The 18,287-nt window shown below is 43.3% G+C and carries 17 protein-coding genes and 2 tRNA genes; 3 read left to right on the top strand and 16 right to left on the bottom strand.

Annotation, left to right across the window (positions count from 1 at the left end; translation table 11 throughout):
* Nucleotides 1–109 precede the first annotated feature (109 nt).
* The 10 genes from infB to rlmE form a co-directional block, all read right to left on the bottom strand.
* Nucleotides 110–2,842, bottom strand: coding sequence for a translation initiation factor IF-2 (gene infB / locus M1F03_RS17025; protein ID WP_154622848.1), 2,733 nt, complete (start codon nt 2,840–2,842; stop codon nt 110–112).
* Between the two features lie 23 nt (nt 2,843–2,865).
* Nucleotides 2,866–4,374, bottom strand: coding sequence for a transcription termination factor NusA (nusA, locus tag M1F03_RS17030; protein WP_154622849.1), 1,509 nt, complete (start codon nt 4,372–4,374; stop codon nt 2,866–2,868).
* A 23-nt stretch (nt 4,375–4,397) separates the two neighbouring features.
* Nucleotides 4,398–4,850: a ribosome maturation factor RimP gene (rimP, locus tag M1F03_RS17035; protein WP_014657325.1), complete on the bottom strand. Its 453-nt coding sequence runs from the start codon at nt 4,848–4,850 to the stop codon at nt 4,398–4,400.
* A gap of 207 nt (nt 4,851–5,057) precedes the next feature.
* Nucleotides 5,058–5,134: transfer RNA gene (locus M1F03_RS17040), tRNA-Met, on the bottom strand.
* 58 nt (nt 5,135–5,192) lie between these two features.
* A tRNA-Leu gene (locus tag M1F03_RS17045) sits at nt 5,193–5,282 on the bottom strand.
* A 93-nt stretch (nt 5,283–5,375) separates the two neighbouring features.
* Complete coding sequence (gene secG, locus M1F03_RS17050; protein ID WP_154622850.1) at nt 5,376–5,714, bottom strand: preprotein translocase subunit SecG; 339 nt, start codon at nt 5,712–5,714, stop codon at nt 5,376–5,378.
* A 261-nt stretch (nt 5,715–5,975) separates the two neighbouring features.
* The gene (gene glmM / locus M1F03_RS17055; protein ID WP_154622851.1) at nt 5,976–7,313 is read right to left on the bottom strand and encodes a phosphoglucosamine mutase; all 1,338 of its coding nucleotides are present in this window, start codon (nt 7,311–7,313) and stop codon (nt 5,976–5,978) included.
* Nucleotides 7,306–8,154 (bottom strand): dihydropteroate synthase, encoded by an 849-nt coding sequence (folP, locus tag M1F03_RS17060; protein WP_154622852.1) that lies wholly within the window; start codon nt 8,152–8,154, stop codon nt 7,306–7,308. The genes glmM and folP overlap by 8 nt, the downstream gene beginning before the upstream one ends.
* 68 nt (nt 8,155–8,222) lie before the next feature.
* Complete coding sequence (ftsH, locus tag M1F03_RS17065; protein WP_154622853.1) at nt 8,223–10,199, bottom strand: ATP-dependent zinc metalloprotease FtsH; 1,977 nt, start codon at nt 10,197–10,199, stop codon at nt 8,223–8,225.
* Nucleotides 10,200–10,256: 57 nt separating this feature from the next.
* Nucleotides 10,257–10,886 (bottom strand): 23S rRNA (uridine(2552)-2'-O)-methyltransferase RlmE, encoded by a 630-nt coding sequence (gene rlmE, locus M1F03_RS17070; RefSeq protein ID WP_154622854.1) that lies wholly within the window; start codon nt 10,884–10,886, stop codon nt 10,257–10,259.
* A gap of 207 nt (nt 10,887–11,093) precedes the next feature.
* Between rlmE and yhbY the strand changes: the two genes are divergently transcribed.
* Nucleotides 11,094–11,387 (top strand): ribosome assembly RNA-binding protein YhbY, encoded by a 294-nt coding sequence (gene yhbY / locus M1F03_RS17075; RefSeq protein ID WP_154622855.1) that lies wholly within the window; start codon nt 11,094–11,096, stop codon nt 11,385–11,387.
* A gap of 118 nt (nt 11,388–11,505) precedes the next feature.
* Here the strand turns inward: yhbY and greA are convergent, their stop codons facing one another.
* Entirely contained in the window at nt 11,506–11,982 is a 477-nt protein-coding gene (gene greA, locus M1F03_RS17080; protein ID WP_154622856.1) for a transcription elongation factor GreA, read from the bottom strand.
* A 260-nt stretch (nt 11,983–12,242) separates the two neighbouring features.
* On the opposite strand from greA, the gene dacB reads away from it, so the two are divergent.
* Nucleotides 12,243–13,691 (top strand): serine-type D-Ala-D-Ala carboxypeptidase, encoded by a 1,449-nt coding sequence (gene dacB, locus M1F03_RS17085; RefSeq protein ID WP_154622857.1) that lies wholly within the window; start codon nt 12,243–12,245, stop codon nt 13,689–13,691.
* A 75-nt stretch (nt 13,692–13,766) separates the two neighbouring features.
* Here the strand turns inward: dacB and cgtA are convergent, their stop codons facing one another.
* The 3 genes from cgtA to rplU all read right to left on the bottom strand — a co-directional run bounded on the left by cgtA (nt 13,767) and on the right by rplU (nt 15,655).
* Nucleotides 13,767–14,939: an Obg family GTPase CgtA gene (gene cgtA, locus M1F03_RS17090; RefSeq protein ID WP_196713711.1), complete on the bottom strand. Its 1,173-nt coding sequence runs from the start codon at nt 14,937–14,939 to the stop codon at nt 13,767–13,769.
* 130 nt (nt 14,940–15,069) lie between these two features.
* Entirely contained in the window at nt 15,070–15,327 is a 258-nt protein-coding gene (gene rpmA, locus M1F03_RS17095) for a 50S ribosomal protein L27 (protein ID WP_004915755.1), read from the bottom strand.
* Nucleotides 15,328–15,346: 19 nt separating this feature from the next.
* Complete coding sequence (rplU, locus tag M1F03_RS17100; RefSeq protein ID WP_004915752.1) at nt 15,347–15,655, bottom strand: 50S ribosomal protein L21; 309 nt, start codon at nt 15,653–15,655, stop codon at nt 15,347–15,349.
* A gap of 335 nt (nt 15,656–15,990) precedes the next feature.
* On the opposite strand from rplU, the gene ispB reads away from it, so the two are divergent.
* The gene (gene ispB, locus M1F03_RS17105) at nt 15,991–16,962 is read left to right on the top strand and encodes an octaprenyl diphosphate synthase (RefSeq protein ID WP_154622859.1); all 972 of its coding nucleotides are present in this window, start codon (nt 15,991–15,993) and stop codon (nt 16,960–16,962) included.
* 25 nt (nt 16,963–16,987) lie between these two features.
* Here ispB and M1F03_RS17110 read toward each other — a convergent pair whose 3' ends face one another.
* Both M1F03_RS17110 and M1F03_RS17115 read right to left on the bottom strand, forming a co-directional pair.
* Nucleotides 16,988–17,350 (bottom strand): DNA-binding protein, encoded by a 363-nt coding sequence (locus M1F03_RS17110; RefSeq protein WP_154622860.1) that lies wholly within the window; start codon nt 17,348–17,350, stop codon nt 16,988–16,990.
* Nucleotides 17,351–17,496: 146 nt separating this feature from the next.
* Entirely contained in the window at nt 17,497–17,844 is a 348-nt protein-coding gene (locus tag M1F03_RS17115; RefSeq protein WP_154622861.1) for a DNA-binding protein, read from the bottom strand.
* Nucleotides 17,845–18,287 lie beyond the last annotated feature (443 nt).

Genomic DNA, 18,287 nt, shown 5'->3' on the forward strand with positions numbered 1-18,287 from the left:
CTAATCACATACCGATGTATCTTCTTAAGCACTCATTCACTTGTCGCCTAACGGCATCCTAAATGATTTAGAATAAATATTAATCTGTAATTACAGTATATCAAAGAAATTAACCGTCAATAGAACGCTTAACTTCAATCACTTCAAAGACTTCAATCATATCGCCAACACGGACGTCATTGTAGTTCTTAACACCGATACCACATTCCATACCGTTACGTACTTCGTTGACGTCATCTTTAAAGCGACGTAATGACTCCAGCTCACCTTCGTAAATAACAACGTTATCACGTAGGACGCGGATTGGGTTATTACGCTTGATAGTACCTTCTGTCACCATACAACCTGCGATTGCACCAAATTTTGGTGACTTAAATACATCACGGACTTCGGCAAGCCCCATGATTTGCTGTTTGTATTCAGGCGCCAGCATACCGCTCATCGCTTGTTTGATCTCATCAATCAAGCTATAGATGACGGAATAGTAACGTAAGTCAACGCTTTCACTCTCGATAACACGACGAGCAGATGCATCCGCACGAACGTTAAAGCCAAGAATAATCGCATTTGACGCAGCTGCCAATGTCGCGTCAGTTTCCGTGATACCACCCACGCCAGAACCGATGATTTTAATTTTCACTTCATCAGTAGACAGTTTCATCAGTGAGTCAGTAATGGCTTCACAAGTACCTTGAACATCGGTTTTCAGAACAATGTTCAATTCAGACACTTTACCGTCTTCCATGTTAGCAAACATGTTTTCCAGTTTAGATTTCTGCTGGCGAGCCAGTTTCACATCACGGAATTTACCTTGGCGATACAATGCAACTTCACGTGCTTTTTTCTCGTCACGAACAACCGTTGCTTCATCACCGGCTGACGGTACATTTGATAGGCCGAGGATTTCAACAGGCATGGATGGACCCGCAGATTGTACCTCTTTACCTAATTCGTTACGCATTGCACGAATACGGCCGTATTCAAAGCCACACAGAACGATATCGCCTTTGTTAAGCGTCCCTTCTTGAACAAGGATAGTCGCAACTGGACCACGTCCTTTATCAAGATAAGACTCAACAACCACACCGCTTGCCATACCTGCATAAACCGCTTTCAGTTCTAATACTTCAGCTTGCAGCAAGATAGCATCGAGCAGGTCATCAATACCCGTTCCTTTTTTCGCTGATACACTGATAAATTGTGTATCACCACCCCAATCTTCAGAAATAACGCCGTATTGTGACAGCTCATTTCTAACGCGATCTGGGTCAGCTTCTGGTTTATCAATTTTGTTCACAGCAACAACAATTGGCACACCCGCCGCTTTCGCGTGTTGGATGGCTTCAATCGTTTGTGGCATCACGCCATCATCTGCTGCAACAACCAGAACAACGATATCCGTTGCCTGTGCACCACGAGCACGCATTGACGTAAACGCGGCGTGACCTGGGGTGTCTAAGAAGGTAATCATACCTTTGTCTGTCTGCACATGGTAAGCACCAATGTGCTGGGTGATACCACCCGCTTCACCAGAAGCAACTTTGGTCGAACGAATATAGTCAAGTAGCGACGTTTTACCATGGTCAACGTGACCCATGATAGTGACGACAGGTGCACGAGGTTCTTCACCCGCTGAACCTGTATCACGATCGTTCATTACCGCTTCTTCTAGCTCGTTTTCACGACGAAGGATAACTTTGTGTCCCATTTCTTCTGCAACCAGTTGTGCAGTTTCTTGGTCAATGACTTGGTTGATAGTCGCCATCGCGCCCATCTTCATCATTGTTTTAATCACTTGTGAGCCTTTAACGGCCATTTTATTCGCCAGTTCACCGACAGTGATCGTTTCGCCGATAACAACATCACGGTTAACTGCTGCGGCTGGCTTATTAAAGCTTTGTTGCAGTGAGCTACCTTTACGTTGTTTACCTTTGACACGATTAGAGCGACCCACAGCGCGTTCTTCTTCGCGATCAGCCTTCTCAGAAAGTTTATTCCCTTTCTTCTGGCGAGGCGCTTTAGCGCTACGGTTACGAGAACGACGGCCTTCTTCTTTCTCGTCGTTTTCATCTTCCGCGGCACGAGCATGACGAGAAGTTGTCGTGTGATAATCACTATCATCGTCGACTTTGGAATCATTATTCCACTTATCGTTATTTTCTTCTGCCATTTTGCGGGCTTCTTCAGCTACACGTCTCGCTTCAGCTTCAACTTTACGCTGGGTTTCTTCTTCAACTTTACGTTTCAGAGCCGCAGCTTCAGCTTCACGGCGCTGTTTTTCAGAGTTGTTTTCACCGGCTTTGCCAGCTTTTTGATGATTTTCGCTTGGTTTCACTTTTTCTCTTTCCGCTACTTCGCGCGTAGCTTTTTCAGCTGCTTCACGTTTTGCTTTCTCTTCGGCCTCGCGCTTTGCTTCTGCTTCACGTTTCGCATTTTCTTCTGCAATACGTTTTGCTTCTGCTTCGCGTTTGGCCAGTTCTTCAGCTTCGCGCCGTGCTTGCTCTTCCGCTTCACGCTTCGCCTGCTCTTCCGCTTGCGCTTGCTCAGCGTCGCGGTTCACATAAGTGCGTTTTTTGCGGACTTCTACATTTACCGATTTGCTCTTACCACCGGTGACTGGAACACTCAACGTACTACGCGTTTTACGTTGTAGTGTTAACTTACTTGGCTGACCCGCAGAACCGCCTTGTTCACGATTCAAATGGCCCAGCAATGTCTCTTTTTCTGACTGACTAACAGAGTCATTCTCACCTTTTTTGATCCCTGCTTCAGCAAATTGCTGTATCAGGCGTTCAACTGTGGTTTGAATTTCTGCTGCCAATGATTTTACAGTTTCTGTCATGCCGTTCCTTCCTGCTACAGTGTTTACGCATCGTTACCGAACCAGCAAATATTACGTGCGGCCATGATGAGTGCACCTGCTTTCTCACCATCCAGACCTTCAATATCAATAAGGTCGTCGATGCCCTGCTCAGCAAGATCTTCCAGTGTACAGATACCGCGAGTAGCCAAATTATAGGCCAAAGTATTATCCATACCTTCCAGATTTAATAAATCTTCTGCTGGCTGATTATCACCTAGGCTCTCTTTTTGAGCCAATTCAATTGTGGTAAGGGCCGCTTTCGCTCTTTCACGTAGAACTTCAACAGTTTCTTCATCTAAACCGTCAATTTCCAGAAGCTCTTTGATAGGCACGTAGGCCAGTTCTTCTAACGTCGAGAAGCCTTCTTCAACAAGTGCAGTGGCGAACTCTTCATCAATATCAAGATGCTTGGTGAATGTGTCAATAGAAGCGTGTGCTTCTGCCTGATGTTTTGCATTCAGCTCTTCTGCGGTCATGACATTCAGTTCCCATTTGTCATCACCACGGTGTTTTTTCAGTAATTGTGCCGCCAAACGAACGTTTTGACCATTACGGCCGATCGCTTGAGCCAAATTACTGCTTTCTACGGCAACATCCATTGTACATTTGTCTTCATCGACCACAATAGATGCCACATCAGCCGGAGCCATTGCATTAATCACGAATTGAGCTGGGTTATCATCCCATAACACAATATCAATTCGCTCGCCGCCTAACTCACTAGAAACCGCTTGAACTCGCGCACCACGCATACCAACACAAGCACCGACTGGATCAATACGCTTATCGTTAGTTTTAACTGCAATCTTGGCACGAGAACCGGGATCACGAGCAGCAGCTTTGATTTCAATAATTTCTTCACCGATTTCTGGCACTTCAATGCGGAATAGTTCAATCAGCATTTCAGGGCGAGAACGGGTCACAAAAAGTTGCGCACCGCGTGCTTCAGGACGGACATCATACAGCACACCACGAATTCGGTCACCTGGACGGAAGTTTTCACGCGGTAACATATCTTCACGTAAGATAACGGCTTCAGCATTATTGCCAAGATCTAACGTAATATTTTCACGATTAACTTTTTTAACTTGAGCAGTGATGATTTCGCCTTGCTGCTCACGGAACTGGTCAACGACCATTGCACGTTCAGCTTCACGAACTTTCTGAACGATAACTTGTTTTGCTGTTTGTGTTGTAATACGGTCAAACGCAACAGATTCAATCTGATCTTCAACGTATTCGCCCAGTTGAAATTCTGGGTTTTCAAATTGTGCAGCTTCCAGCGTAATTTCACGCGTTGGCATAGTAACATCTTCAACAATTAACCAACGACGAAAAGTGTCAAAATCACCAGATTTACGATCAATCGCTACACGAACGTCGATTTCTTGTTCATATTTCTTTTTGGTTGCTGTCGCTAGTGCTGTTTCCAGAGCCTCGAATATTTTTTCACGAGGGAGGGATTTTTCGTTAGAAACCGCTTCTACAACAGCCAGAATTTCTTTGTTCATCCTAGTTGCCTCATTGAACTTAATTAAAAGTGGGGTACCAAGTTAGCTTTCTGGATGTTGCCAAGGGCGAACACTTCATCCTTACCATCCACAGTAACCGTTATCATTTCACCTTCGACGGCTTTAATAATGCCTTGCCATCTACGGCGGTTCTGCATCGCTATGCGTAAAGTCAGTGCCACCTCTTCACCGACAAAACGCTCATAATGGGCGACAGTGAATAGCGGGCGCTCTAGCCCTGGTGACGATATTTCTAGGTTATAGACCACAGAGATTGGATCTTCGACATCCAACACTGCACTCACCTGATGGCTGACATCAGCACAATCATCAACAGTGATGCCTTCTTCACTATCGATGAAAACACGCAATGTCGATGTACGCGCACGGACAAACTCTAAGCCTACAAATTCAAAGCCAAGTGCTTCCACCGGTGCTGAAATCATCTCTGTCAATTTTTGTTCTAATGTGGACAAGCCCACCCCCAGACATAAAAAAAGGGCTATAAAAGCCCAGTTAATTCGATTGTCAAATAACAAAAAACCCCGAAATTTCGGGGCTTTATGAAACTGGACCCTGTAGTGCCAACGGGTTCTACCATGTTCTTAGTATATCTTTAAAATCTAGATAAATCGATGAGAAATTCCGATAAATACATCTGACAAGATATGCTGACTAAGAATTGGTTGCGGGAGCCGGATTTGAACCGACGACCTTCGGGTTATGAGCCCGACGAGCTACCAAGCTGCTCCATCCCGCGTTCGAAAACGTGACATATTCTACACAAATAACTCGTATAGCACAAGTTATCTAAATAATGGTGCCGAGGACGGGACTTGAACCCGTACGCCCGTTTTGTAGGCACTACCACCTCAAGGTAGCGTGTATACCAATTTCACCACCTCGGCACTGAGGCGAGGTTATTCATTTATTAATAAACAATAACCTCAAATTCTTTATTTTGATGATGGCTAAAGGCCTTCATCCGGAATCTTTAACACTTAACGAGGAATATCACTCGTTGGTGTAGCTGGTGCTGCCGGAACGTCTGTTGGTTGCTCGACTTTTGCCGGTTCACTGATGTTTTCCCACTTACTACCAGTTCCATATTTGTTGGCAGTCATGTTGCCAAGAATCAAACTGATAATGAAAAACGCAGCAGCCAAGATTCCAGTCATACGAGTCATGAAGTTACCAGAACCCGATGAACCAAACAGTGTTGCAGATGCACCCGCACCGAATGACGCACCCATGTCAGCACCTTTACCTTGTTGCAACATGATCAGACCAATAAGGCCGATAGCTACCAACAAGAAAACAATTAAAAGAGCTATGTACATTCGAGTTACCTATTCAGTTGCGGCACATAGTGTTACCACTATGACCTAAAGTACTGCACACCTACTCATTTTACCTTTCAGGAAGACCTTTACAGGATTGAGCAGGTGCGAATACTAACCAAAGCTGAGCAGACAAGCAAGCCAAATTTTATTTCCGCGGTTTATTTGCGGAAAAAAACAGCAAATAAGTCAAACGGCTTGCCACTTTGTCATGCTTTCAGCGAGTCCCTTATTTTTAAACAGCATATATGCTGAATGTGATTAACCTTCAGCTTTGACAGCGTCAGCAATACGATTTGCCATGGCTAAAACTTCAGCTTCATTTTCGCCTTCCACCATAACACGAATCAGTGGTTCAGTTCCTGATTTTCTCAGTAACACACGGCCTTTACCAGCCAATTCCTTCTCCACTTGCTCATTCGCCGCCAATACCGCTTCACTTTGCAGTGGATCATGGGAACCAGAAAAACGCACGTTGACCAAGACTTGAGGAAGTAATTTCATTCCACTACAGAGATCATGCAGGCTCATTTGGTTACGTACCATCGCACTCAATACTTGCAAACCAGCAACAATGCCATCTCCTGTTGTCGTCTTATCTAATAAGATAATATGACCTGAGTTTTCAGCTCCCATACGCCAGCCTTTTTCTTGAAGCTTCTCAAGGACATAACGGTCACCTACTTTTGCACGTTCAAACGGAATACCGAGCTGTTTCAGCGCAATCTCTAACCCCATATTACTCATTAGTGTGCCAACAACGCCACCTTTTAGCTGGCCTTGACGTAAGGCTTCCCGTGCGATGATATACAGGATTTGGTCACCATCGACTTTGTTACCTTCATGGTCAACCATAATTAAACGGTCACCATCACCATCAAACGCCAAGCCAACATCCGCTTTTTCTGCTAAAACACGCTCTTGCAGCATGCGTACGTCGGTAGCACCGCATTTTTCATTAATGTTAATGCCATTAGGCTCGCAGCCAATTGCGATCACTTCCGCGCCTAATTCACGAAAAACATTCGGTGCAATGTGATAAGTGGCACCATTCGCGCAATCAATAACCACTTTTAAGCTAGATAGACTTTGCTCACTTGGGAAGGTGCCCTTACAAAATTCAATGTAACGCCCTGCCGCATCAACGATACGATTTGCACGACCTAATTCAGCTGACTCGACACAAGTGATCGGCTTTTCCATTTCTGCTTCTATCGCTTCTTCGACTTCATCAGGTAATTTTGTACCATCAATAGAGAAGAATTTAATGCCATTGTCATCATATGGGTTATGAGAAGCGGAGATAACGATACCTGCTTCAGCACGGAAAGTTCGAGTAAGGTAAGCAACCGCAGGGGTTGGCATTGGACCTGTGAATGAAGCAGATAATCCTGCCGCCGCCAAGCCAGCCTCTAAAGATGACTCCAACATATAACCAGAGATACGCGTATCTTTACCAATAATAATTTTCCGTGAACCATGGCGCGCAAGGACTTTTCCTGCTGCCCAACCTAATTTTAAGACAAAATCAGGCGTGATTGGGCTATCACCCACTTTGCCACGAATACCATCGGTACCAAAAAATTTACGGTTACTCATACGCTAACTTTTCCTTTTCTGACAGAGTCATCTGAACGATCTGCATTGCTTGAACGGTTTCTTTGACATCATGCACACGAATAATTTGTGCACCTTTCATTGCGGCAATTGTCGCGCAAGCAACACTTCCCACAAGCCGTTCTTGTGGTGGAACATTCAATAAGTTTCCAATCATAGATTTACGAGACATGCCTGCCAATAGCGGTAGTCCGAAATCATGAAACTGATCCAAATTTGCCAATAGCTGGTAATTATGCTGCAAATTTTTGCCAAAACCAAAACCTGGATCGAGTATTATCTGTTGCCTATCAATTCCTGCCGCGACACAGCGCTCAATTTCAGTATTAAAATATTCTTTAACTTCTCTTACCACATTTTCATAATTAGGCGCGTCCTGCATGGTTCGTGGTTGACCTTGCATATGCATAATACACACAGGTAAACCACTTTGAGCCGCAACCTCGAGGCTACCCTCTTCATGTAATGAGCGGATATCATTGATTAAGTGCATACCTGCTTTTGCCGCCTCTGACATGACTTCTGCTTTTGAGGTATCAACAGAAATCCAGACATCAAATCGTTTTGCGATTGCTTCAACAATAGGAATGACTCTATCGAGTTCTTCGTTAATCGAAACATCGGCAGCACCGGGACGGGTCGATTCACCGCCGATATCGATAATCGATGCTCCTTCATTAACCATTTTAGCGGCATGCTCGAGTGCATCATGATAACGATTATGAGTGCCACCGTCTGAAAATGAGTCAGGAGTAACATTCAAAATCCCCATCACCTTGGGAGCCGACAAATCAAGTTCACAACCTTTCGCTCTGATTTTCATTCGTTATCTCACCTTAACGTAAAAAACCCCAGAGACCTGGGGTTTTTCTATATAGACTTCACGATAGCTTACTGAGGTTTGTTATCGTTTGTATTATCTGGTGAATGCGATCCACCTTCACTGTCTTTTGGTTCTTCAGATTGTTGAGGTTTTTCCGTATTGATTTCAGGCTTTGATGCGCTTGCACCAGTACCAAAGGAACCCGTTACGTTACTTACCTTTTTATCTTCATCCCAACCTGCTGGCTCACGCACTGGACGTCGATTCATCAGATCATCAATCTGAGGCATATCGATAGTTTCATATTTCAACAATGCATCTTTAGTTGCATGCAAAATATCAATATTGTCTGTTAACGTTTTATAAGCCAACTGATAACAGTGGTCTAAGATAATTTTAATTTCTTCATCGACAATGCGAGCGGTTTCATCAGAAATGCCAGAACCATTACCAGAAGAACGACCTAAGAACGCTGGACCTTCCTCTTTAGAATACTGCATTGGACCTAAACGATCTGAGAAGCCCCATTGTGTGACCATGTTACGTGCTAAGTTTGTCGCAAACTGAATATCAGATGACGCACCGGTTGTGACTTTTTCACGACCATAAATCAACTCTTCTGCGATACGACCCGCATATGCCGTTGCAATCATCCCTTCCAGTTTTAGGCGGCTACGGCTGACTTCATCCCCTTCAGGTAAGAAGAAGGCCACACCGAGCGCTTGTCCACGAGGAACAATAGTCACCTTATGAACAGGGTCATGTTCAGGCATTAAGTGACCAACAATCATATGCCCACCTTCATGATAGGCGGTTGATTCTTTTTGTTCTTCCGTCATCATCAGAGAACGACGCTCAGCACCCATCCAAATTTTGTCACGCGCTTTTTCAAACTCAACCATCGAAACAACACGTTTATTTGCACGAGCGGCGAATAAAGCGGCTTCGTTAACTAAGTTTGCTAACTCAGCACCCGAGAAACCCGGTGTCGCACGAGCTAAGATAAAGGTATCAACACTTGGGTCGATAGGAACACGACGAATATGAACTTTTAAAATTTGTTCACGACCACGAACATCCGGTAGTCCAACAACAACCTGACGGTCGAAACGGCCTGGACGCAATAATGCAGGGTCAAGAACATCAGCACGGTTGGTCGCAGCAATAACGATAATTCCTTCATTGCCTTCGAAACCATCCATTTCAACCAACATTTGGTTCAATGTCTGTTCACGCTCATCGTGACCACCACCTAAACCGGCACCACGTTGACGACCTACAGCATCGATTTCATCGATGAAAATAATACAAGGTGCGGCTTTTTTCGCTTGTTCAAACATATCACGAACACGAGATGCACCAACACCCACAAACATTTCAACGAAATCAGAGCCTGAGATGGTAAAGAAGGGGACTTTTGCTTCACCAGCAATGGCTTTAGCAAGCAACGTCTTACCCGTACCTGGAGGACCTACCATCAAAACGCCTTTAGGAATTTTACCACCCAGCTTTTGGAAACGAGCAGGTTCACGGAGGAAATCAACGATTTCACCGACTTCTTCTTTTGCTTCATCACAACCTGCAACATCCGCAAAAGTTGTTTTGATTTGATCTTCCGTCAGCATTCTAGCTTTGCTTTTACCGAATGACATCGCTCCCTTACCGCCACCACCTTGCATTTGGCGCATAAAGAAGATCCAGACACCGATTAGCAGAAGCATTGGGAACCAGGAAATAAAGATAGTTTGCAGAAAGCTAGGTTCTTCTGGTGGCTCACCAACGACAGTTACGTGCTTATTTAGTAGCGTGTCTAACAGCTTCTCGTCCTGCATAGGAAGATAAGTTGTATAGCGGCTATTATCAGCTTTTCTGACGTTTAATTCACGACCTGTGATACGAACTTCACGTACCTGATCCTGGGCTAACTCATTGATAAACGTAGAATAATCAACTCTGCGATTATTCGAATCGCTTGGGCCAAAACTCTGGAACAAGGACATCAGAACAACTGCGATGACTAACCAGAGAATCAGGTTTTTCGCCATGTCACTCAAGGGATTAACCTCATATTACAACTGTGTTAACAAATAACGTTCAGGGTACTACAGTTTTAGCCCTGTCGCTACAATGTATACTTCACGCGATCGTGCCCGCGAAGATTCGGGTTTACGAACTTTTACCTTCGTAAATAGGGAGCGGATATCCCTGAGGTACTCGTCAAAGCCTTCTCCCTGAAACACTTTAACAATAAAACTTCCCCCAGGTGCCAGCACAGCACGGCACATATCCAATGCTAACTCAACCAGATACATCGATCGAGGTATATCGACCGCGGGAGTCCCACTCATATTGGGAGCCATGTCAGACATGACTACCTGGACTTTTTTATCACCAACCCGCTCTAACAATGCTGCCAACACTGCTTCTTCACGAAAATCCCCTTGAAGGAAATCAACGCCGACAATCGGGTCCATAGGTAAAATATCACAAGCAATCACCCGGCCATTATTGCCTATTTGGCTGACAACATACTGTGACCAACCTCCGGGTGCTGCCCCCAAATCAACAACGGTCATGCCTGGTTTAAAAATTTTATCACCTTGCTGGATTTCATCCAGTTTAAACCATGCACGTGAGCGAAGCCCTTTCTTTTGTGCTTGCTGAACATATTTATCACTAAAATGTTCTTGCAACCAGCGACTTGAGCTTGCCGAACGTTTTTTATTGGCCATTGCATTTTCCAACTATACTAATAGAACACATCTATCCCCACTATTTTTCAAACTACATGACTATTCATCACTTCACAGACATGTAACACGAATTATTTTGGGTATTCATTGTTACTTCTTTACCATCCGACAGAGATTAATTGATGGTGATAGATATCAGATGGCGGTAGAATAAGCCATTTTCAATACTAACGAAGTAAAAAATCGATGAATCTTAACAAAAAACAAATCCAGCACCTGAAAAGCCTTGCTCATCACTTAAACCCAGTTGTTATGATTGGCAACAATGGATTAACTGAAGGCGTATTAGCAGAGATTGAACTTTCATTAGCTCATCATGAGCTTATCAAAGTCAAAATCGCAGGCGAAGATCGCGAAACTAAAAATTTGATCGCGGCGGCAATCGTTCGCGAAACGGGTGCTGCTAATGTACAAATTATAGGCAAGATACTTGTTCTCTACCGTCCATCGGCTGAGCGCAAAATTATTTTACCTAAATAATCACCCTTAATTTATATAAAAATGCCATTGAAGGCAGCTTTTATATGAAGAAAAAGGCCGCTAGCGGCCTTTTTCGCTAATACAGTAAAATAATATAACCAATTCAGTGAAATAGGAATCAGATATACTCAACTTTAAGAATTTCGAACTCAACATCACCGCCTGGGGTTTTAATCACAACCACATCATCGAGTTCTTTACCTATCAACCCGCGTGCAATCGGTGAATTGACAGAGATTAGATTAATTTTAATATCTGCTTCATCATCACCCACAATACGGTAAGTCAGTTCTTCATCTGTATCAACATTCAGAACAGTTACTGTTGCACCAAAGATCACACGACCATTATTTGCCATTTTAGTGACATCAATCACCTGAGCATGGGAAAGTTTTGATTCGATTTCTTGAATTCGACCTTCACAGAAACCCTGTTGTTCGCGCGCAGCATGATATTCTGCGTTTTCTTTCAAGTCACCGTGTTCACGAGCTTCGGCAATTGCTGCAATAATTTCCGGGCGGCGGACAGATTTAAGATGATCGAGCTCTTCTCGTAATTTATCTGCACCCAATACCGTCATTGGAATCTGTTTCATTGATAAATACCTCTGTTTCAATCCTATCTAAAAATAAGTATCTTCCTGATTTTTGTAACAACAGCACACTACCCCCCGTAAGAAAGAAGGGGGCGTTCGAACAATACACAGGCCGTGAATGACTCTTTAGTAACCATTCACACACTTATCTTATCACAATGCTTGCCATTCTAACGTAGAGTTAATAGCGGGTCATCGTTTACTTTTTCAGGCATTACACTTTAGTATGTACAGTATGTCTACCCTAATGCGTGAAATTTATGCCGTTATTAACACTCACCAGAAAATGGATCATCACTTTAGGACTTGTTTTGGCGACAGGACAAGCAGTTGCTATTCCGATTGATGATTATAAACAATATTTACCCGATGGTACTAACCTCGCTCTGGTTGCGCAAAAAGTCGGTAGCGATACGCCTATTATTGATTACAACGCACAGCAAATGGCACTGCCTGCTAGTACTCAAAAAGTCGTTACTGCACTCGCTGCACTTTTACAGCTTGGCCCTGATTACCGTTTTGTGACCAACTTTGAAACGGACGCCAAATTAAGTGGTAATACATTAACGGGCGATCTTGTTATCCGCTTTAGTGGCGATCCAACGCTCACTCGCCAGCAGATTCGCAATATGGTGAATGCATTAAGGCAGTTGGGGATCCACAAAATAGAGGGGGATCTCATTGTCGATATTTCGGCATTTACCAGCCATGATAAAGCGCCAGGCTGGGTGTGGAACGATATGACACAATGCTTCAGTGCGCCCCCTGCTGCGGCTATTATCGATAGAAACTGTTTTTCGGTCTCACTTTACCCCGCCCAGAAAGCGGGTGATATGGCCTATATCAAGGCTGCGAGTTTCTACCCCGTTAATATGTTTAGTGAAGTCAAAACATTAGCCCCAGGCGCTCCTGAAGGTCGCTATTGTGAACTTGACGTCGTGCCGGGCGAATTAAATCGTTATACCTTAACAGGGTGCCTAGCTCAACGCAGTGAACCTCTACCACTCGCGTTTGCTGTACAAAATGGGGCTAGCTATTCTGGCGCTATTGTTAAAAATGAACTACAAAATGCAGACATTGAATTAACCGGTCATGTGAAAAAACGTACGCTACCAACGGCGCCATCACAGGTTTTAGTCAAAACGGAATCACAGCCACTGCATGATCTGCTCAAAGTCATGCTGAAAAAATCTGACAACATGATTGCTGATACCGTATTTCGTACTATCGGGCGTGACTATTATGGTGTCCCCGGAACATGGCGCTCCGGCTCCGATGCGGTTAGACAGATTTTAAAGCAGAAGGCAGGCATTGATTTAGGAAACACCGTAATGGTCGATGGCTCAGGCTTATCACGCCATAACCTAATTACGCCTGCAACTATGATGGAAATTTTACAGTTTATTGCCAAAAATGATCAGCAACTTGATTTTATTTCGATGCTGCCTCTTGCAGGACACGATGGCACGTTACGCTATCGTGGTGGGTTAGATGAAGCGGGCGTCAATGGCAAAGTTTCAGCAAAAACAGGTGCGTTACAAGGAGTCTATAACCTTGCTGGCTTTATAACTACTGCCAGTGGTCAACGAGTCGCCTTTGTACAATTTATTTCTGCCTATGCAGTACCACAGAATCAACAACGTAGTCGACGTGTTCCTTTGGTGCGTTTTGAAAGCAGACTCTATAAAGATCTTTTCCAAAAAAATTGATCACCTAACATGATCAAGACAAATAAAAAGGCGCGGTAATAAGCATCCGCGCCTTTTTCATATCAGTCGATTGACTTATTTTTGATAGATGATTTCGACACCTTCGTCATCATCTTCATCCCAATCGTCATCCCAATCATCCAGATCTTCGGCACCCTCTAGTTGCTCTTTGTGGTAGTCATCCCACATAAATTCAACTTTTTCAGGTTGTTTTTCATCTTCAGTGACGGCCATATCACGTGGTTGAGTTTCCATAAACTCCATGATATCCCAGCACAGGGCTTTTACGCCTTCATGATTCACCGCAGAGATCATGTAGTATTTGTCTTCCCAGCCCATGGCTTTGGCAATTTCAGCCGCACGCTGAGCAGACTCTTCAGGGCCAAGAATGTCGACTTTGTTAAAGACCAACCAGCGTGGTTTTTCAGCGAGTTTTTCACTGTATTTTTCGAGTTCGCTAATAATGATCTTCGCATTTTCTACTGGATCAGATTCATCAATTGGGCAAATGTCGATTAAATGCAATAAAACGCGACAACGCTCTAGGTGCTTAAGGAAACGGATCCCTAGACCTGCGCCTTCAGCTGCCCCCTCGATCAATCCAGGAATATCTGCAACCACAAAGCTTTTTTCGTTATCCATCCGTACGACACCGAGACTTGGCACTAAGGTGGTGAATGGATAATCTGCAACTTTTGGCTTTGCAGCTGATACAGAGCGAATAAAGGTAGACTTACCTGCATTCGGCATCCCTAACATACCGACATCTGCCAAGAGCATTAATTCTAACATCAGTTCACGCGTTTCACCTGGAGTACCCATCGTGCGTTGACGTGGTGCACGGTTAACTGAAGATTTAAAACGGGTGTTACCTAGGCCATGAAAACCGCCTTTAGCAACCATTTGACGCTGTTCATGGCGCGTCATATCACCCAGTACCTCACCGGTACCAAGATCGCGTATACGCGTTCCTACAGGGACTTTAATCGTGATATCTTGACCACGCTTACCGGTACAGTCACGGCTTTGTCCATTTTGCCCACGCTCAGCGCGGAAAGATTTTTCAAAGCGATAATCGATGAGTGTATTGAGGTTCTCATCTGCTTGCAGGTAAACGTCACCGCCGTCACCGCCGTCACCGCCGTCAGGTCCACCTTTTGGAATATATTTTTCACGACGGAAGCTGACACAACCATTGCCGCCATCTCCCGCCACAACCAAAATCTTGGCTTCATCTACAAATTTCATAATTCTTTCTCCGTATGATAGCCATTATAGTGCTGGATGGCCGCGTTACCCAGAGATGGCGTATTTTGAATATAAAAAGCCCCGCAAAAAGTTTTTGCAGGGCTTTAATTCGAATTAAAAGTCAGAAAACTTATTCAGCTTCGATGCTGATAAATTTACGATTTTGAGGACCTTTAACTTCAAATTTAACTTTTCCGTCCGCTAAAGCGTACAGAGTGTGGTCACGGCCACAACCTACGTTGTTACCTGCGTGGAACTTAGTACCACGTTGACGAACGATGATGCTACCTGCTAATACAGCTTCGCCACCGAAACGTTTTACACCCAGACGTTTTGCTTCTGAATCGCGACCGTTACGAGTCGAGCCGCCAGCCTTTTTGTGTGCCATTAATCTGCTCTCCTAAATCTTAAGCGATGCCAGTGATCTTAACATCAGTGAACCACTGACGGTGACCCTGTTGTTTACGGCTGTGTTTACGACGACGGAATTTGACGATCTTAACTTTATCGCCACGACCGTGTGCAACCACTTCCGCTTTCACTTTTACGCCTTCAACGACAGGAGCGCCAATTTTGATATCGTCGCCATTAGCAACCATCAGAACGTGATCAAATTCAACAGTTTCACCTGTTGCGATGTCCAGCTTTTCTAGGCGGACAGTTTGACCTTCGCTAACTCGGTGTTGTTTACCACCACTTTGGAAAACCGCGTACATATTAACTCCGCTTTCCGCGTACTCGCTAAATAATTTAATTCCAGAGTACGCTATAAAATATTCACAATAGGGCGCGAATTCTACGCAAAAAAGCGTCAGAACACAAGCCAATAATGCAGTTAGATCACAAAAAAACCGACTTTTTTATTCCATGCACAGGTTAGCCGCTAAATTATGATGAATAACTCGAATTGTTACTTATTTAAACATTTTTTGCATTACAACTAATTATCTTAGAAATATTAATGTTATGCTTACAGGATAACTGTTTTATTGGCGGCACCTTTTTTTAGCAACAGGTGACGGCTAAAATCTTATAATATGAATAAATTACGATGAATTTAGAATCTATTGTTGAACTAACTACAGAGGATATGTCAGCGGTTAACGAGGCAATCCTCAGTCAATTGAATTCAGACGTTGCGCTCATTAACCAGCTTGGTTATTACATTGTTAGCGGTGGTGGGAAAAGGATCCGTCCAATGATCGCAGTGCTGGCAGGACGATCTCTTGGCTATTCTGGGCATAAACATATTCAAGTTGCTGCCCTGATCGAGTTTATCCATACAGCCACTTTATTACATGATGATGTGGTCGACGAATCGGATATGCGCCGTGGCAAACAAACTGCCAATGCTGTTTTCGGCAATGCGGCAAGCGTACTGGTAGGAGACTTTATTTATACTCGATCCTTCCAGATGATGACGGATCTTGACTCTATGCGCGTATTGAAGTTGATGTCAGAAGCCACAAACGTCATCGCAGAAGGTGAAGTTTTACAGCTAATGAACTGTAACGATCCGAACATTACTGAAGAAAACTATATGCAAGTGATCTACAGTAAAACAGCCCGCTTATTTGAAGCTGCTGCACATGCTTCGGCGATTTTAGCCTCTGCAACTCCCGAGCAAGAGAAAGCCTTACAGGACTATGGCCGTTATTTAGGTACAGCCTTTCAATTGATTGATGATCTGCTAGATTATGATGCCGATAATACGCAACTCGGTAAAAATACGGGTGATGATCTTGATGAAGGGAAACCAACGCTTCCTCTTCTGCATGCAATGAATCATGGCACTGAAGAAGAAGCTAAATTGATCCGCCAAGCGATCGAGCAAGGTAATGGTCGTCATCTGCTAGAGACAGTACTCGCTACCATGAAACGTTGTGGCTCGCTCGAGTATACTTATACCCGCGCACAGGAAGAGTCGCAAAAAGCCATTGATGCCTTAAGTGTTCTCGATGATTCAATATACAAAGAAGCGCTTATCGGTCTTGCTAACGTCGCGATTTCACGTCATTCATAGTTCTCTATGCCATTAGGGGATGAAATTATTCTTCCCCTTTTTCTTCTTGTTCTATTCGAGCGAGCAATGATGATAAACCATAGCGCAAAATATATTTAACGATTTTATTGCGCTCAGCCTCTGTCAGTTGGTAATACGCGCCCGTCCATATTTGTAAAGCATCCATCCTTTGGCTTTGATACCCCACAGAGGGTTCCGCAAGACTCAGTTGACCCTGTATTTCTCCAGGCAAGCTATCTAAATGATATTCTACAGCTTTACCTTGAACACCACGCTTACGACGATTTTTCCATCCTTCCCTTCTCGCCATTAAATTAACGCCTTGGGGGGAAGTTGGTAAGCCTTCTAAACCTGCTAATTCTTTCGCAGTGAACCACATTTTTTTCATATTATCTCTTTCGAATTTATATGATGAAATCTGCCGTTGAGGCTATATCTAGAACTATATCTCTACCTTGTTAACAAAGAATTAATTGAGCTTAAATATAAGTATTCTTCATTAATTAATTACATCAGACCTCTTTTTAAGGTAGGTCATTTTTTATTTATTAAATCCACTAATGCTATTACCCCTTCGCGCATAATAAATGCCAAAATGGCGCTGCGCTCTTCCGGTGAAAGTTGGTAATATATTTCCTGCCAAATAAATGCATTATCATTATGTTTTACTTGATATAATGCAGGCGTCTCATAAACAGAAAAGGAATCAAATAAACCTTCAGGTAAACTATGAATATGATATTCCAACGCCTTTCCTTGAATACCTCGCCGTTTGCGGCATAGCCAGTTTTCCCGACGAGCCATCGCATTTATCCCCTGAGTTGTCATTGGCAATCCCTTTAAACCAACTAACTCTTTCGCTGTTAACCACTCTTTTTGCATACTTGACCCTCCTGGTCATTATTTACAATTCAATAATAATTGCTGAAAAATGTGCTTATTTTCTCAATAACCTTATTCTCATTTGTTTTTATTAAAACTTATTATTAATTAATATATGAGTTATACATGTAAAGTGTATTTTAATTTCTTTTAATAACAACAAATTGAGTTGAAATCAGCATACAATTCTCTTTTTTTGCTGAATAATATTTATATATTATTAGTAGTTATAACTATAATCATTAATATGCCATTTCCCTCAGATAACTATAAGTAGTTAGTTTTTATTTTCAATATGTTAGATGTACCCACAAATATATTTGCTAACGCTTTCTAATATTTCACAAAAATAGAATCCCTTTCATAAAACTGAATTTTTAGAAAAAATTAGAAATATTTTTGGGAAATTTCTGTTATTTTATTTCCAATAACAGGACGATTGC

Source organism: Providencia sp. PROV080 (genome assembly GCF_033688105.1).
GTDB classification, from domain to species: Bacteria; Pseudomonadota; Gammaproteobacteria; order Enterobacterales; family Enterobacteriaceae; genus Providencia; species Providencia zhejiangensis.

Excerpts from the sequence above, each read along its gene's own strand:
- yhbY (WP_154622855.1), top strand. The coding sequence starts at position 11,094 with ATGAATCTTAACAAAAAACAAATCCAGCACCTGAAAAGCCTTGCTCAT.
- ispB (WP_154622859.1), top strand. The coding sequence starts at position 15,991 with ATGAATTTAGAATCTATTGTTGAACTAACTACAGAGGATATGTCAGCG.
- M1F03_RS17110 (WP_154622860.1), bottom strand. The coding sequence starts at position 17,350 with ATGAAAAAAATGTGGTTCACTGCGAAAGAATTAGCAGGTTTAGAAGGC.
- secG (WP_154622850.1), bottom strand. The coding sequence starts at position 5,714 with ATGTACATAGCTCTTTTAATTGTTTTCTTGTTGGTAGCTATCGGCCTT.
- greA (WP_154622856.1), bottom strand. The coding sequence starts at position 11,982 with ATGAAACAGATTCCAATGACGGTATTGGGTGCAGATAAATTACGAGAA.
- glmM (WP_154622851.1), bottom strand. The coding sequence starts at position 7,313 with ATGAGTAACCGTAAATTTTTTGGTACCGATGGTATTCGTGGCAAAGTG.
- infB (WP_154622848.1), bottom strand. The coding sequence starts at position 2,842 with ATGACAGAAACTGTAAAATCATTGGCAGCAGAAATTCAAACCACAGTT.
- dacB (WP_154622857.1), top strand. The coding sequence starts at position 12,243 with ATGCCGTTATTAACACTCACCAGAAAATGGATCATCACTTTAGGACTT.
- rpmA (WP_004915755.1), bottom strand. The coding sequence starts at position 15,327 with ATGGCACACAAAAAGGCTGGCGGCTCGACTCGTAACGGTCGCGATTCA.
- cgtA (WP_196713711.1), bottom strand. The coding sequence starts at position 14,939 with ATGAAATTTGTAGATGAAGCCAAGATTTTGGTTGTGGCGGGAGATGGC.
- rlmE (WP_154622854.1), bottom strand. The coding sequence starts at position 10,886 with ATGGCCAATAAAAAACGTTCGGCAAGCTCAAGTCGCTGGTTGCAAGAA.
- folP (WP_154622852.1), bottom strand. The coding sequence starts at position 8,154 with ATGAAAATCAGAGCGAAAGGTTGTGAACTTGATTTGTCGGCTCCCAAG.
- ftsH (WP_154622853.1), bottom strand. The coding sequence starts at position 10,199 with ATGGCGAAAAACCTGATTCTCTGGTTAGTCATCGCAGTTGTTCTGATG.
- M1F03_RS17115 (WP_154622861.1), bottom strand. The coding sequence starts at position 17,844 with ATGCAAAAAGAGTGGTTAACAGCGAAAGAGTTAGTTGGTTTAAAGGGA.
- nusA (WP_154622849.1), bottom strand. The coding sequence starts at position 4,374 with ATGAACAAAGAAATTCTGGCTGTTGTAGAAGCGGTTTCTAACGAAAAA.
- rplU (WP_004915752.1), bottom strand. The coding sequence starts at position 15,655 with ATGTACGCGGTTTTCCAAAGTGGTGGTAAACAACACCGAGTTAGCGAA.